We start from the raw sequence: 14,553 nt of genomic DNA, 5'->3' as shown, positions 1-14,553 counted from the left end.
GGCGCTCAGCGGTTCAGCCAGGAAGGCTTGCGCTTCTGCAGAAAGGCCTGCACGCCTTCGCGGCCTTCGTCGCTCGCGCGGATGTCGGCGATGCCCTCGACGGTCTTGGCAATCAGCGCGTCGTCGATCTCGCGTCCGTCCACGTCGGCGATCAACTGCTTGCAGGCGCGCACCGCGGCCGGGCTGGCGCTGGCGAGCGCCTTCAGGAGTTCGTCGACCTTGGCGTCGAGCGCATCGGCCGCCACCACTTCATGCACGAAGCCGATACGGTGCGCCTCGGCGGCCGTGAAGCGCTCGGCCGTGAGGAAGTAGCGCTGCGAGGCGCGCGTGCCCATGGCACGCAGCACATAGGGGCTGATGGTCGCGGGCACGAGGCCGATCTTGACCTCGCTCAGGCAATACCACGCCGTATCGACGCTCACCGCCATGTCGCAGGCCGCGACCAGCCCCATGCCGCCCGCATACACATCGCCCTGCACGCGTGCGATGGTGGGCTTGGGGCATTCGGCAATGGTGCGCAGCATGGCGGCCAGCTTGCCCGCGTCGGCGATGTTCTCGCTGCGCGTGTAGTCGGCCATGCGGCGCATCCAGTTGAGGTTGGCGCCTGCACAGAAGGCCGGGCCGTTCGCGCCGAGCACGATGGCCTTCACCTGCGGCGCGGCGCCGGCTTCGGCGAAGGCCTGCGTGAGCTCGGCGATGACCACGTCGTCGAAGGCATTGCGCGCGTCGGGCTGGTCGAGCCAGATGCGCGCCACCGCGCCGTCGATGGCGAGGTTCAGCTTGGTGAAGGTCATGTCAGATCCACTTTGTATGAGGTGCTCTGTTGTCTTTTTCCAGGAACACCGCGGAACCGGCTTTGCCGGGCCGCTGGTGTTGCCCCCGGTAGGGGGTTGGCGAAGCGACACGAAGTGCGCGAAGACTGGGGGCGGGCCATATCACATGCGGAAGATGCCGAACTTCGGCTCTGGAATGGGCGCGTTGCGCGCAGCAGCAAGGCCGAGCGCCAGCACCCGCCGCGTGTCCGCCGGGTCGATGATCCCGTCATCCCACAACCGCGCGGTCGCGTAGTACGGGTGGCCCTGGTCTTCGTACTGCTGGCGGATCGGCGCCTTGAAGGCCTCTTCCTCTTCCTTGCTCCAGCTGCCGCCCTTCAATTCGATGCCGTCGCGCTTCACCGTGGCCAGCACGCTCGCGGCCTGCTCGCCGCCCATCACGCTGATGCGCGCGTTGGGCCACATCCAAAGGAAGCGCGGGCTGTACGCGCGGCCGCACATGCCGTAGTTGCCGGCGCCGAAGCTGCCGCCGATGATGATCGTGAACTTGGGCACGTTGGCCGTGGCCACGGCCGTCACCATCTTGGCGCCGTGGCGCGCGATGCCTTCGTTCTCGTACTTGCGGCCCACCATGAAGCCCGTGATGTTCTGCAGGAACACCAGCGGCGTCTTGCGATGGCAGCACAGCTCGATGAAGTGCGCACCCTTCTGCGCCGATTCGCTGAACAGGATGCCGTTGTTGGCGATGATGCCGACCGGCATGCCCTCGATCTCGGCAAAGCCGCAGACCAGGGTGGCGCCGAAGCGGGCCTTGAACTCGTGGAACTCGCTTCCGTCGACGATGCGCGCGATGATCTCGCGCACGTCGAAGGGCTTGCGCGTGTCGGTGGGAATCACGCCATAGAGCTCCTCGCGCGGGAACGCGGGCTCGCGCACCTCGGCCTTCGCCGGGGCATCGGCCGCCCTGGCGTTGAGGTTGGCCACCGCCGACCGTGCGAGCGCGAGCGCATGCAGGTCGTTCTGCGCCAGGTGGTCGACCACGCCCGAGAGCCGCGTGTGCACGTCGCCGCCGCCCAGGTCCTCGGCCGTGACGACCTCGCCCGTCGCGGCCTTCACGAGCGGCGGACCACCCAGGAAGATGGTGCCCTGGTTCTTCACGATGATCGACTCGTCGCTCATCGCCGGCACGTAGGCGCCGCCCGCCGTGCACGAGCCCATGACCACCGCGATCTGCGCAATACCCTGGGCGCTCATGTTGGCCTGGTTGTAGAAGATGCGGCCGAAATGGTCGCGGTCGGGGAACACCTCGTCCTGGTTCGGCAGGTTGGCGCCGCCCGAGTCGACCAGGTAGATGCAGGGCAGGCGGTTCTGCTCGGCGATCTCCTGCGCGCGCAGGTGCTTCTTGACCGTCATCGGGTAGTAGGTGCCGCCCTTCACGGTTGCGTCGTTGCACACGATCATGCAGTCGACGCCGTTCACGCGGCCGATGCCCGCGATGAGGCCCGCGCCGGGTGCGGACTCCGCACCCTTGGCATCGAGGTACATCGCATGCGCAGCGAGCGGCGCGATCTCGAGGAAGGGCGTGCCCGGGTCGAGCAGCTCGGCCACGCGGTCGCGCGGCAGCAGCTTGCCGCGCGCCGTGTGCTTGGCGCGCGCGGCCTCGCCGCCGCCCTGCTCCACTTTCGCGAACTGCTTGTGCAGGTCGTCGACCAGCGCGCGCATCGCTGCGGCATTGGCCTGGAAGTCTGCGGAACGCGCGTTGAGTTTGGTTTCGATCTTGCTCATGCTGTCTTTTCTTGTTCGAGGCCGAGCTGCTCGGCCATCGCTTCGCGGATCTTGAATTTCTGGATCTTGCCGGTCACCGTCATCGGGAACTCGGCGACGAAGCGGATGTACTTCGGCACCTTGTAGTGCGCAATCTGGCCCTTGCAGAAATCGCGGATCTCGTCCTCGGTCGCGGCCTGGCCGGGCTTGACGATGATCCAGGCGCAGAGCTCCTCGCCGTACTTCCTGTCGGGCAGGCCGACCACCTGCACGTCCTGCACCTTGGGGTGGCGGTACAAGAATTCCTCGATCTCGCGCGGGTAGATGTTCTCGCCGCCGCGGATCACGAGGTCCTTGATGCGGCCGACGATGTTGACGTAGCCCTCGGCGTCCATGGTGGCCAGGTCGCCGGTGTGCATCCAGTGCTCGGCATCGATCGCCTCGCGGGTCTTCGGCTCGTCTTCCCAGTAGCCGTGCATCACCGAGTAGCCGCGCGTGCAGAACTCGCCGGAGCTGCCGCGCGGCACGATGGCGCCGGTCTCGGGGTCGATGATCTTGATCTCCAGGTGCGGCTGCACCGTGCCCACGGTGGACACGCGCTTGTCGAGCGGCGTGTCGGTGCTGCTCTGGCAGCTCACGGGGCTCGTCTCGGTCATGCCGTAGGCGATGGTGATTTCGCTGAGATGCATTTCATTCACCACGCGCTTCATCACCTCGGTCGGGCACGGCGAACCGGCCATGATGCCGGTGCGCAGCGTGGACAGGTCGAACTCCTTGAAGCGCGGATGGTCGAGCTCGGCGATGAACATCGTGGGCACGCCGTGCAGGCCCGTGCACTTCTCGGCCTGCACGGTCTCGAGCACCGTGAGCGGATCGAAGCCGTCGTTCGGATACACGATGGCCGAGCCGTGCGTGAGGCAGGCCAGGTTGCCGAGCACCATGCCGAAGCAGTGGTAGAGCGGCACCGGGATGCACAGCCTGTCGGCCGGCGTGAGCTTCATGCATTCGCCGATGAAGAAGCCGTTGTTGAGGATGTTGCGGTGCGTGAGCGTCGCGCCCTTCGGAAAGCCCGTGGTGCCGCTCGTGAACTGGATGTTGATCGGGTCGGTGGCCTTGAGCGTCTTCTGCACCTGTGCCACGCGCGGGTCGGCCGCGTCGCCGCTCGCGAGCAGCTCGCTGAAGCGCTGCATGCCGGGCTCCTGCACATCAGCCGCGGCCTTGCCGTCGATCCAGAAGGTGTGGCGCAGCTGCGGCAGGCGCTTCGGCCCGAGTTCGCGCAGCATGCCCAGGTAGTCGCTGGTCTTGAACTTCGCCATCGTCACCAGCGCCTTGCAGCCGACCTTGTTGAGCGCGTATTCGAGTTCGGAGGTGCGGTAGGCCGGGTTGATGTTGACGAGGATCAGCCCGGCCTTGGCGGTCGCGATCTGCATCAGCACCCAGGGCGCGTTGTTGTGCGACCAGATGCCCACGCGGTCGCCGGGTGCGAGCCCCAGCTTGAGCAATGCGCTGGCCAGCTTGTTGGACTCGGCCTGGAGCTCGCGGTAGGTGAAGCGCTTGCCTTCGTGGCGGCTGACGAGCGCCTCGCGGTCGGGCTGCTTTGCGGCCATGCCGTCGAAGAAATCGCCGATGGTTTGCTCGATGAGGGGGACGTTGGTGGCGCCCTTGCTGTAGCTTTCAGTCAACGAAGCAGTCATGTTCATGTTCCTTGTCTCCTTGTCTGGCTCCTTCCCCTTCCGGGGGAAGGTTGGGATGGGGACGGACGGCGCTTGTTCGGCGACCTGCTTCATCGAACGCCGCTTGCCCCCACCCCTGCCCTCCCCCGGAAGGGGAGGGAGAAAAACAATCTAGGCCGTTTCCGAAAACAGCTCGCGCCCGATCAGCATGCGTCGGATCTCGCTGGTGCCGGCCCCGATCTCGTACAGCTTGGCATCGCGCCACAGCCGCTCGACCGGAAAGTCTTTCGTGTAGCCCACGCCGCCCAGCGCCTGGATCGCCTCGCCGGCCATCCACGTGGCCTTCTCGGCCGAATAGAGAATGGCGCCGGCCGCGTCCTTGCGGAAGGTGCGCGCATGGTCGTTGCGGTCGCAGGCCTTGCCCACGGCGTACACGTAAGCGCGCGTGGCTTGCCAGGTCGAGTACATGTCCGCGAGCTTGCCCTGCATCAGCTGGAACTCGCCGATGCTCTGGCCGAACTGCTTGCGCTCGTGGATGAAGGGCAGCACCGCGTCCATGCAGGCGGCCATGATGCCCAGCGGCCCGCCCGAGAGCACCGCGCGCTCATAGTCGAGGCCGCTCATCAGCACCTTGGCGCCCATGCCTTCACCGCCGAGCACGTTCTCTTCGGGCACTTCGCAGTTGTCGAAGAACAGCGGATAGGTGTTGGAGCCGCGCATGCCGAGCTTGTCGAGCTTGGTGCCGGCCGAGAAGCCCTTGAAGCCCTTTTCGACGATGAAGGCCGTCATGCCGCGCGCACCCATCTCGGGTTCGGTCTTGGCGTAGATCACCAGGGTATCGGCGTCGCCGCCGTTGGTGATCCACATCTTGCCGCCGTTGAGCACGTAGTAGCCGTTCTTCTTCTCGGCCTTGAGCTTCATGCTCACCACGTCGGAGCCGGCGTTGGGCTCGCTCATGGCCAGCGCGCCCACATGCTCGCCGCTCACGAGCCTGGGCAGGTATTTCTTCTTCTGCGCATCGCTGCCGTTGCGGTGGATCTGGTTCACGCACAGGTTGGAGTGCGCGCCGTACGAGAGGCCGACCGAGGCCGAGGCGCGCGACACCTCTTCCATGGCCACGATGTGCGCCAGGTAGCCCAGCTCGGTGCCGCCGAATTCTTCCTTCACCGTCATGCCGTGCAGGCCGAGCTCGCCGAGCTTGCGCCACAGGTCGTGCGGGAACAGGTTGTCGCGGTCGATGTCGGCGGCGCGCGGGGCGATCTCGTTCGCGGCAAAGTCCTGGATCGCGCTGCGCAGCGAGTCGATGGTGTCGCCCAGGTCGAAGTTCAGGCCGGGATCGTGCATGTGTGTTGTCTCCTCTGAAGGGTCGGCGCGCAGGCAGGCTGTCCCACGCGGATGGGCGCTTGGAAGAATGCAGCTTACGCCTCGCCGCGCCGCAATTGGCGCCACAATGGTTGCAAATTGCGCCACGCTGGAACCACCTGACCATGTCGTCCCCGTCCTTCCTCCGACCCGCCCGCGCCGTCACGCCGATGGCCTTCGTGAGAGCCATCGTGCAGGGCTACGAGCGCTATGGCATCGATCCGTCCGCGGCGCTGCAAGCGGCACAGATCACGCCGCGCGAGCTGGCCCGGCCGGGCGCGCGGGTGACGGCTGCGCAGTTCGAGGCGCTGTCGGGCCATGCGATGCAGGAGCTCGACGACGAGGCGCTCGGCTGGTTCTCGCGGCGGCTGCCTTGGGGCAGCTACGGCATGCTGTGCCGCGCCTCGCTGACCTCGCCCGACCTGGGCGTGGCCATCAAGCGCTGGTGCCGCCATCACCGCCTGCTGACCGAGGACATCACGCTGGCGCTGGAGGTGTCGGGCGGCGTCGCCACGCTGCGCATCACCGAGCACCGCCCGCTGGACGAGGCGTTCCGCGAGTTCTGCCTGGTGACGAGCCTGCGCTTTTTGCACGGGTACGTCTGCTGGGCCATCGATTCGCGCATCTCGCTGCGGGACGCGACCTTTCCCTTTGCCGCGCCGCCGCACCGCGATGCCTATCCGCTGATGTTCACGCCCGAGGTGCGCTTCGATGCGCCCGAGGCGAGCATCAGCTTCGACGAGCGCTATCTCGCGCTGCCGCTGCAGCGCGACGAGCGTGCGCTGCGCACCATGCTCAAGCGGGCGCTGCCGCTCACGGTGCTGCAGTACCGGCGCGACCGCCTGCTGGGCCAGCGCGTGCGCGAGCTGCTGCGTTCGCGCGCCGCCGAGGCCACGACGGCGGAGGCGCTGGCCACGCTGCTCAATGTGTCAGGCCGCACGCTGCACCGGCAGCTGCACGAGGAAGGCACCTCGCTGCAGGCGCTGAAGAACGAAGTGCGCCACGAGATGGCGGTGGAGCAGCTGCGCCGCACCAACCGGCCGATCAAGCAGGTGGCACTGGCGGTGGGCTTTCGCAACGAGAAGAGCTTTTCGCGTGCGTTCCTGCAGTGGACCGGGCATGCGCCGCGGGACTTTCGGCTGCGGGGGTTGTAGCGGTTCGGGGCGCTGTTGTTCAGGGCGCGTGCACAGGCCACCGGGTACTCCCCTCCGCGAATGTCCCCCGGCCTGCGGCCTCCTCCTTGATTTCGCTGCGGGGAGCACCCGATGCCCTGTGCACCGGGCACGCCGCTGGTGAACCGCTGATCAACAGCCGCGCTGAACAACGATCACGCTGATGGGGTGCCTTGCGCAGCGAAATAAAGGGGGAGGCCGCAGGCCGGAGGACATTCGCGGAGCAAGGTACCCCGTCGGCGTGATCGCGCCCCGGACAGCAGCGCCCTGAACTGAACAGCGGCGCCCCGAACAAGGCACCAACGCGAGGCTCAGCCCGGCTGCGCAATCAACGCCAGCGCATCGGCGATCGACTGGCTGTCTTCGGGCCGCACCAGCTTCGCAACCTGCTGGCCGTCGCGCATGAACACCAGCGTGGGCCACAGCCGCACGTTGAACGAGCGGCCCAGCGGCCTCCCGCTGCCGTCCTCGACCTTGATGCGCGGGATGTCCGGGTACTTGGCAAAGGCTTCGGCGATGTTCGGTTGCGCGGCCTTGCAGATGCCGCACCAGTTGGTGCCGAACTCGACCACGGCCGGGCCCTTCAGGGCATCGATCTCGGCGCGGTCGGGCTGCTCGGTCTTGTATTCGGAAGTCATGGGATCCGGCTCCTTGTGGACTGGCTTGCTTGATGCCATTGCAGCAGAAACCCTGCGGGCTTGCTCGCGGCAGGGGCTTGGTCTTCAGGCCGGCTGCAGGCCGTGCGAAGCGAGCAGCGCAGGCAGTTCCCGCATGTCGCTGAACACCTGCAGCGCGCCGACGCTGCGCAGCGCCTCGGGCCCGCTGTGGCCCGATTCGCCGGTGCTGTAGCCGAAAACCGTGGCCCCCGCGGCCACGCCGGCCATTGCGCCCGTGACAGTGTCCTCGACCACTGCGCAGCGCTTCGGATCGACACCCAGCGCCTCGGCGGCGGCAAGGTATACGTCGGGATAGGGCTTGGAGCGCGGCATCTCGTGGCCGCTGAAGATGCGGCCCTCGAAGCAATCGAGCAGGCCGACCTTGGCCAGCTGCAGCTCGACCTTATGGCGGTCGGCACCCGAGGCGCAGGCGATGCGGCCCCGGAGCCGCGCATGGATGTCGCGGATGGCCGCGGGGGCGTGCGCAATGGCCACGAGGTCGCGCTCGAGGGCTTCGTTGCGGCGGGCCCTGAAGGCCTTGAGCCAGTCTTCGGTGATCCTGACGCCGGTCTTCGATTCGATGAGCGCGGCTTCGTCCTTCACGGCCTTGCCGGTGAAGGTGTTCATCGACTCTTCGGTGGTGAGGTGCCAGCCGAGTTCGCCGAGCATCTCGGCGAGCACGCGGTTGGTGATGGGTTCGGAATCGACGAGGACGCCGTCGCAGTCGAAGAGTACGGCGTCGAAGGGGAATGGGGTCATTGCGCTGCAGGGGTTCGGGGAATTCCCCCATGGTAGCAATGACCCCGGGCCGGGCTCAGGACGCGGGCTGGATCGGGATGTAGATCTCGCCGCCGCCCGCCATGAACTCCCTGGACTTCTGGGCCATTCCTTCGGCCATGGCTTCCGCCTCGGCCACGCCCTTCTTCGCCGCGTACTCGCGCACTTCCTGCGTGATCTTCATCGAGCAGAACTTCGGTCCGCACATCGAGCAGAAGTGCGCCACCTTGCTCGAATCCTTGGGCAGCGTCTCGTCATGGAATTCGCGCGCCGTGTCGGGGTCCAGGCCCAGGTTGAACTGGTCCTGCCAGCGGAACTCGAAGCGCGCCTTGCTGAGCGCATCGTCGCGCGAGCGCGCTCCGGGGTGCCCCTTGGCCACGTCGGCCGCGTGCGCGGCGATCTTGTAGGCAATGATCCCCTGCTTCACGTCGTCGCGGTCGGGCAGGCCCAGGTGCTCCTTGGGCGTCACGTAGCAGAGCATCGCGGTGCCGGCCCAGCCGATCATCGCGGCGCCGATGGCGCTGGAGATGTGGTCGTAGCCCGGCGCGATGTCGATGGTCAGCGGGCCGAGCGTGTAGAACGGCGCCTCGTGGCAGTGCTTGAGCTGCTCGTCCATGTTGGCCTGGATCATGTGCATCGGCACGTGGCCCGGCCCTTCGATCATGGTCTGCACGTCGTGCTTCCACGCGATCTGCGTGAGCTCGCCCAGGGTGCGCAGCTCGGCGAACTGGGCTTCGTCATTCGCGTCGGCACCCGAGCCCGGGCGCAGGCCGTCGCCGAGCGAGAAGCTCACGTCGTAGGCCTTCATGATGTCGCAGATGTCCTCGAAGCGCTCGTACAGGAAGCTCTCCTTGTGGTGCGCGATGCACCACTTGGCCATGATCGAGCCGCCGCGCGAGACGATGCCCGTCATGCGGTCGGCCGTCAGGTGGATGAACGGCAGGCGCACGCCGGCATGAATGGTGAAGTAGTCGATGCCCTGCTCGGCCTGCTCGATCAGCGTGTCGCGGAAGATCTCCCACGTGAGGTCCTCGGCCACGCCGCCCACCTTCTCGAGCGCCTGGTAGATCGGCACGGTGCCGATGGGCACCGGCGAGTTGCGCACGATCCAGTCGCGCGTGGTGTGGATGTTCTTGCCGGTGGAAAGATCCATCACGTTGTCGGCGCCCCAGCGGATCGCCCACACGAGCTTTTCCACTTCCTCCTCGATGCTCGAGGTGACGGCCGAGTTGCCGATGTTGGCGTTGATCTTGACCTTGAAGTTGCGGCCGATGGCCATCGGCTCGACTTCGGGGTGGTTGATGTTGGCCGGAATGATGGCGCGGCCGCGCGCCACTTCGTCGCGCACGAACTCGGGCGTGATGATGCGCGGAATGCTGGCGCCCATCGGGTTGCCGGCCACGCGTTTCGCGCGCTCCTCGTTGGCGAGGTATTCGGCCATCCACTCGCGCTTGCCGTTCTCGCGCAGCGCCACGTATTCCATCTCGGGCGTGACGATGCCGCGGCGCGCGTAGTGCATCTGCGTGACGTTGGCGCCGGCCTTCGCGCGGCGCGGCGTGCGCTGCAGCGCCGAGGCGCCGGCGCGCAGTTCGGCCAGGCGCTGGGCATCGTGGTCGTGCGCGTGCTTCAGGCCCTCGTCGAGCGCCTGGTGCGAGCGGCCTTCGTAGCTTTCGGTGTCGTTGCGCTCGGCGATCCAGGCGCCGCGCACGCCCGGCAGGCCGCGGCGCACGTCGATCTCGACCTTGGCATCGGTGTAGGGGCCCGAGGTGTCGTAGAGCGACACGGTCTCGCCGTTGGTCAGCAGCACGTCGCGCACCGGCACGTTGAGGTCGGGCCGGCTGCCCGGGATCAGGCACTTGTGCGATGCGGGAAAGGGCTCGCGCGTGAGCGAGAGCAGGGAGGTGAACTTGTCGGGGGCATTCATGCGGGGCACTCCTTGTTGAGGGAAAGGGTGCTCCGCAATCGCTCTGAGGACTTTGGGCCGCCACGGTGGGTGGGTGGCGGGACCGGAGTCGGGGAGTGCAGCTCTTCTTACGCCGGTATGACCCGGATCAAGTTCGCGGGTCGGCACTTTGCCATCTCAGCACGCCACATGCGTGCACCCCGGAGCGGGATCGATTGTGCGGGCCGAAGCCCGGTGCGTCAACCGGGGGTCTGCAGATCGCCTTCGAGGTAGAACCAGCGCTCCCCCTCGCGCACGAAGCGGCTGCGCTCGTGCAGGCGCGTGGCGGCGCCGGTGCTGCTGCGCTGGCGGGCGACGAATTCGACCTCGGCATGGTCGGCGTCGAGCACCGAGCGCGAGCGGATGTCGAGCCCGAGCCATTTCACGCCGGGTTCGAACTCGATCGACGCCGGACGCGTCGACGCGTGCCAGGTGGCCAGCAGGTAGGGGCCGCGTTCCAGCACGAAGGCGGTATAGCGCGAGCGCATCAGCGATTCGGCGTCGGGCGCGGGCGTGCCCTCGAAATCCTCGAGGTAGCGGCCGCAGCACAGGGCATAGCCGATGGGCTTGTCTCGGCGGTCCGTGCGGCCGCAGGGGCAAGGTCCGGTGGTGGGATCGGTGGCACTCATGAAGAACGCTATTGGAACATCCTCCGGGGCCCTTCGCCGATGGGGCAAGCCCGGGGCCCGGCCGGCGGCCGTGCGAAACGCCCGGTTCAGGCCAGCGCGCGCTGGATCAGCAGCTTCTGGATGTCCGAGGTGCCTTCGTAGATCTGGCACACCCGCACGTCGCGGTAAATGCGTTCGAGCGGAAAGTCGTTCACATAGCCATAGCCGCCCAGCGTCTGGATAGCCGCACTGCACACGCGCTCGGCCATTTCGCTCGCGAACAGCTTGGCCATGGCGGCTTCCTTCAGGCACGGCCGCCCCGCATCGCGCAGGCTCGCGGCATGCCAGATCAGCTGGCGGGCGGCTTCGAGTTGCGTGGCGCATTCGGCCAACCTGAAACCGACGGCCTGCTGCTCGAAGATCGCCCCGCCGAAGGCCTGGCGCTCCTTGGCATAGGCCAGCGCCACGTCGAAGGCGCTGCGCGCCATGCCCACGCTCTGCGCCGCAATGCCGATGCGGCCGCCCTCGAGCGCGCCCAGCGCGATCTTGTAGCCCTCGCCCTCGGCGCCGATGAGGTTTTCAGCCGGAATGCGGCAGCCGTCGAAGTTGATCTGCGCGGTGTCGCTGCTGTGCTGGCCCAGCTTGTCCTCGAGCCGCGCCACGCTGTAGCCGGGCGCGTCGGTGGGCACGATGAAGGCGCTCATGCCGCGCTTGCCGGCGCCCTTGTCGGTCACCGCGATGACGATGGCGACCTGGCCGTTCTTGCCGCTGGTGATGAACTGCTTCACGCCGTCGATCACCCAGCCGTCGCCGTCCTTGCGCGCCGTGGTGCGCAGGCTCGATGCGTCGCTGCCGGCCTGCGGCTCGGTGAGGCAGAAGGCGCCGAGCATCCGGCCCTGCGCCAGCGGCTCGAGCCACTGCTTCTTCTGCTGCGCGTTGCCGTAGCGCATGAGGATGGCGTTGACCGGGCAGTTGGTCACGCTGATGGCGGTGCTGGTGCCGCCGTCGCCGGCCGCGATCTCCTCGAGCACAAGCGCGAGCGTGAGGTAGTCGAGGCCCGCGCCGCCGTGTTCCTCGGGCACGCAGATGCCGTAGGCGCCGAGCGCCGCGAGGCCCTGGTGCGCCTCCTTCGGGAAGCTGTGCTCGCGGTCCCACTGGGGGGCATTGGGCCAGAGTTCGGCCTGTGAAAAATCGCGCACCGCGTCGCGGATGGCTTCCTGGTCGGCACTGAGCAGCATGGCGTTGTCTCCTGTCTTTTTTCTTGCGGGCCTGCTTACTTGCCGGCGCCCAGGTCCATGATGAGCCGTGCCGCCATGTACAGGCGCCGTGGAATGGCGCTGATGTCGACGTACTCGGCCTTGTCGCTGTGGTAGCCGAAGCCCGGCAGGCCCAGGCTCTCGATCACGGGCTTGCCCGAGAGCGCTGCGTAGGCCGCGTCGGTGCCTCCGCCGGTGCGCTCTTCCACGCCCAGCGTGCCGCCGGCCTCCTTGTAGTAGGCCACGGCCTTGTCGACCAGCTTCCTGCCGCCTTCGCCCGCATTGAAGGCCGGACGGCCGCGCGTGACCACCACCTTGACATCGGATTCGGGCAGCTTCTTCTGCTGCGCCCTTTCTTCGAGCGTCTTCATGGCGGCTTCGAAGTCCTCGTTCTGCGCGTAGCGCACGTCGGCGTTCAGCGTGGCGCTGGCCGGAATGATGTTCGACACGTTGCCGGCCTTGGCCATGGTCCAGTTGAAGCGCAGGTGCCTGGCCTTGTCGTCGATGCTCATGGTGCGCAGCACGAGGTCGGACGCCTCGACCAGCGCATTCACGCCCAGGTCGGGCGCGGCGCCCGCATGCGAGGCCTTGCCGGTGATGTTGACCTGCACGTAGGCAATGCCCGAAGTGCCGAGCGAAAGCTTCTCGTCGCCCGCGCTCGTGGGTTCGAACGAGAGCACGTAGTCGGCCTGCCTGGCTTCTTCCTGGATCAGGTCGCGCGAGCCGAAGGAGCCTTTTTCCTCGTCGGTGTTGAACAGCACGGTGATGGTGCCGTAGTCGCGCACGCCGTAGTCCTTGAGCAGCTTCAGCGTGTGCAGGATGACGGCGTTGCCGCCCTTGTCGTCGGCAATGCCGGGGCCGTAGGCCTTGTTGCCTTCGATGCGGAACGGCGCCTTGGCGAGCGTGCCCTTGAGGTACACGGTGTCCATGTGGGACATCAGCAGCAGGTTCTTGCCGCCCCGGCCCTTGAGCTTGCCGACGATGTTGTCGCCCACCACGAGCCCGGCGGACTTGCTGCGCGTGACGGTGAAACCGAGATTCTTGAGTTCGCCCTCGAGGTAGTTGCCGGCGGCTGCAATGCCCTCGGCATCGCCCGTGCCGGTTTCGATGTTGACCAGCTGCTCCAGCGTCTTGAGCACCGCGGGCTGCGCGTCGGTGGCGGCCTGGAACAGCACGTTGTCGCGCTTCTGCGCCCAGCCGGCGGCTGGTGCCAGCAAGGCGGCGGCCAGCAGGGCTGCGAGCAGGGTGCGTTGAGGGAATGGGCGCATGAAGAATCTCCTGGCGTCTGCAGTATTCGTAGAGAGAAAAACCACGAAGCGCCCCGGCAAGGGGCGCTTGTGGCGGTTGTTTTTTGTTAAAGCAACTCGAGTGCCACGGCGGTGCCTTCACCCCCGCCGATGCACAGCGTGGCCACGCCGCGCTTCTTGCCGCGCGCCTTCAGCGCATGGATCAGCGTGACCATGATGCGCGCGCCGCTGGCGCCGATCGGGTGGCCCAGCGCGCAGGCGCCGCCGTTCACATTGACGATCTCGTGCGACACGTCGAGCTCGTGCATCAGCGCCATCGGCACCACGGCGAAGGCTTCGTTCACCTCCCACAGGTCCACGTCCTTGACGGTCCAGCCGGTCTTCTTGAACAGCTTGGCCACGGCGCCCACGGGGGCCGTGGAGAACCACTCGGGCTGCTGCGCATGCGTGGCATGGCCGACGATGCGTGCGATCGGCCTGGCGCCGATCTTCTTCGCGTGCGACTCGGTCATCATCACCAGCGCGGCGGCGCCGTCGTTGATCGACGAGCTCGACGCGGCGGTGATGGTGCCGTTCTCCTTCTTGAACGCGGGCTTGAGCGTGGCGATCTTGTCGAGCTTGACCTTGCCCGGGCCTTCGTCGATGGAGATGACGGTGTCGCCTCCGCGGCCCTTGATGGTGACGGGCGTGATCTCGTCCTTGAACGCGCCGGATTCGGTGGCGGCCTTGGCGCGCTGCACGCTCGCAATGGCGAAGGCGTCCTGCTGCTCGCGCGTGAACTTGTACTTGGCGGCGCAGTCTTCGCCGAAGGTGCCCATGGAGCGGCCCGGCTGGTAGGCGTCTTCGAGGCCGTCGAGCATCATGTGGTCGAAGATGCGGTCGTGGCCCATGCGGTAGCCGCCGCGGCCCTTGAGCATGAGGTAGGGCGCGTTGGTCATGCTTTCCATGCCGCCCGCCACCATCACCTCGTGCGTGCCGGCCAAGAGCAGGTCGTGCGCGAGCATTGCGGCCTTCATGGCCGAGCCGCACATCTTGCTGAGCGTGACCGCGCCCGCGCTGTCGGGCAGGCCGCCCTTGTAGGCCGCCTGGCGCGCCGGCGCCTGGCCCTGGCCGGCCATCAGGCAGTTGCCGAACAGCACCTCGCCCACGCTGTCGGGCGCAATGCCGGCGCGCTCCACGGCGGCCTTGATGGCGGCGCCGCCGAGGTCGTGCGCCGAGAGGGAAGAGAAGTCGCCCTGGAAGCTCCCCATGGGGGTGCGGGCGGCGCCGACGATGACGATGGATTCAGGCATGGTGGTCTCCTTCGGAAAGTTGGAAGAAAAA

General features: G+C 67.2%; 12 protein-coding genes and 1 riboswitch. Of the genes, 1 reads left to right on the top strand and 11 read right to left on the bottom strand.

The features are described 5' to 3' along the window. Positions 1-5: 5 nt before the first annotated feature. The 4 genes from IB278_RS00165 to IB278_RS00150 form a co-directional block, all read right to left on the bottom strand. The gene (locus tag IB278_RS00165) at positions 6-794 is read right to left on the bottom strand and encodes an enoyl-CoA hydratase/isomerase family protein (RefSeq protein ID WP_192322344.1); all 789 of its coding nucleotides are present in this window, start codon (positions 792-794) and stop codon (positions 6-8) included. 141 nt (positions 795-935) lie between these two features. Next, entirely contained in the window at positions 936-2,558 is a 1,623-nt protein-coding gene (locus IB278_RS00160) for a carboxyl transferase domain-containing protein (RefSeq protein ID WP_145739944.1), read from the bottom strand. Further along, positions 2,555-4,237: an AMP-binding protein gene (locus IB278_RS00155; RefSeq protein ID WP_145739942.1), complete on the bottom strand. Its 1,683-nt coding sequence runs from the start codon at positions 4,235-4,237 to the stop codon at positions 2,555-2,557. Before IB278_RS00155 ends, IB278_RS00160 begins: the two co-directional genes overlap by 4 nt. A 144-nt stretch (positions 4,238-4,381) precedes the next feature. Then, the gene (locus tag IB278_RS00150; protein WP_145739941.1) at positions 4,382-5,554 is read right to left on the bottom strand and encodes an isovaleryl-CoA dehydrogenase; all 1,173 of its coding nucleotides are present in this window, start codon (positions 5,552-5,554) and stop codon (positions 4,382-4,384) included. Positions 5,555-5,697: 143 nt separating this feature from the next. Between IB278_RS00150 and IB278_RS00145 the strand changes: the two genes are divergently transcribed. Next, on the top strand, positions 5,698-6,726 hold the full coding sequence (locus IB278_RS00145; RefSeq protein WP_192322342.1) for an AraC family transcriptional regulator: 1,029 nt from the start codon (positions 5,698-5,700) through the stop codon (positions 6,724-6,726). Between the two features lie 329 nt (positions 6,727-7,055). Here the strand turns inward: IB278_RS00145 and IB278_RS00140 are convergent, their stop codons facing one another. From IB278_RS00140 to IB278_RS00110, 7 genes are all read right to left on the bottom strand, one after another. Beyond that, entirely contained in the window at positions 7,056-7,382 is a 327-nt protein-coding gene (locus IB278_RS00140; protein ID WP_027730156.1) for a thioredoxin family protein, read from the bottom strand. A gap of 84 nt (positions 7,383-7,466) precedes the next feature. Further along, positions 7,467-8,159, bottom strand: coding sequence for an HAD family hydrolase (locus tag IB278_RS00135; protein WP_192322341.1), 693 nt, complete (start codon positions 8,157-8,159; stop codon positions 7,467-7,469). Positions 8,160-8,214: 55 nt separating this feature from the next. Beyond that, the gene (thiC, locus tag IB278_RS00130; protein WP_145739935.1) at positions 8,215-10,101 is read right to left on the bottom strand and encodes a phosphomethylpyrimidine synthase ThiC; all 1,887 of its coding nucleotides are present in this window, start codon (positions 10,099-10,101) and stop codon (positions 8,215-8,217) included. Positions 10,102-10,188: 87 nt separating this feature from the next. Beyond that, positions 10,189-10,293: riboswitch (TPP riboswitch) on the bottom strand. A 26-nt stretch (positions 10,294-10,319) separates the two neighbouring features. After that, complete coding sequence (locus IB278_RS00125; protein WP_145739932.1) at positions 10,320-10,748, bottom strand: YchJ family protein; 429 nt, start codon at positions 10,746-10,748, stop codon at positions 10,320-10,322. Between the two features lie 86 nt (positions 10,749-10,834). Then, positions 10,835-11,965, bottom strand: coding sequence for an acyl-CoA dehydrogenase family protein (locus tag IB278_RS00120; RefSeq protein WP_145739930.1), 1,131 nt, complete (start codon positions 11,963-11,965; stop codon positions 10,835-10,837). Positions 11,966-12,000: 35 nt separating this feature from the next. Then, complete coding sequence (locus IB278_RS00115; protein WP_145739928.1) at positions 12,001-13,251, bottom strand: glutamate carboxypeptidase; 1,251 nt, start codon at positions 13,249-13,251, stop codon at positions 12,001-12,003. Between the two features lie 86 nt (positions 13,252-13,337). Next, the gene (locus IB278_RS00110; protein ID WP_145739926.1) at positions 13,338-14,522 is read right to left on the bottom strand and encodes an acetyl-CoA C-acyltransferase; all 1,185 of its coding nucleotides are present in this window, start codon (positions 14,520-14,522) and stop codon (positions 13,338-13,340) included. Between the last annotated feature and the right edge of the window lie 31 nt (positions 14,523-14,553).

Origin of the sequence: Variovorax sp. VRV01 (assembly GCF_014852545.1) — a bacterium.
Taxonomy (GTDB): Bacteria; Pseudomonadota; Gammaproteobacteria; order Burkholderiales; family Burkholderiaceae_C; genus Variovorax; species Variovorax beijingensis_A.
The sequence above is the reverse complement of the archived record's forward strand: the minus strand, read 5'-3'. Positions and strand labels throughout refer to the sequence as shown.

Excerpts from the sequence above, each read along its gene's own strand:
- IB278_RS00165 (WP_192322344.1), bottom strand. The coding sequence starts at position 794 with ATGACCTTCACCAAGCTGAACCTCGCCATCGACGGCGCGGTGGCGCGC.
- IB278_RS00160 (WP_145739944.1), bottom strand. The coding sequence starts at position 2,558 with ATGAGCAAGATCGAAACCAAACTCAACGCGCGTTCCGCAGACTTCCAG.
- IB278_RS00155 (WP_145739942.1), bottom strand. The coding sequence starts at position 4,237 with ATGAACATGACTGCTTCGTTGACTGAAAGCTACAGCAAGGGCGCCACC.
- IB278_RS00150 (WP_145739941.1), bottom strand. The coding sequence starts at position 5,554 with ATGCACGATCCCGGCCTGAACTTCGACCTGGGCGACACCATCGACTCG.
- IB278_RS00145 (WP_192322342.1), top strand. The coding sequence starts at position 5,698 with ATGTCGTCCCCGTCCTTCCTCCGACCCGCCCGCGCCGTCACGCCGATG.
- IB278_RS00140 (WP_027730156.1), bottom strand. The coding sequence starts at position 7,382 with ATGACTTCCGAATACAAGACCGAGCAGCCCGACCGCGCCGAGATCGAT.
- IB278_RS00135 (WP_192322341.1), bottom strand. The coding sequence starts at position 8,159 with ATGACCCCATTCCCCTTCGACGCCGTACTCTTCGACTGCGACGGCGTC.
- thiC (WP_145739935.1), bottom strand. The coding sequence starts at position 10,101 with ATGAATGCCCCCGACAAGTTCACCTCCCTGCTCTCGCTCACGCGCGAG.
- IB278_RS00125 (WP_145739932.1), bottom strand. The coding sequence starts at position 10,748 with ATGAGTGCCACCGATCCCACCACCGGACCTTGCCCCTGCGGCCGCACG.
- IB278_RS00120 (WP_145739930.1), bottom strand. The coding sequence starts at position 11,965 with ATGCTGCTCAGTGCCGACCAGGAAGCCATCCGCGACGCGGTGCGCGAT.
- IB278_RS00115 (WP_145739928.1), bottom strand. The coding sequence starts at position 13,251 with ATGCGCCCATTCCCTCAACGCACCCTGCTCGCAGCCCTGCTGGCCGCC.
- IB278_RS00110 (WP_145739926.1), bottom strand. The coding sequence starts at position 14,522 with ATGCCTGAATCCATCGTCATCGTCGGCGCCGCCCGCACCCCCATGGGG.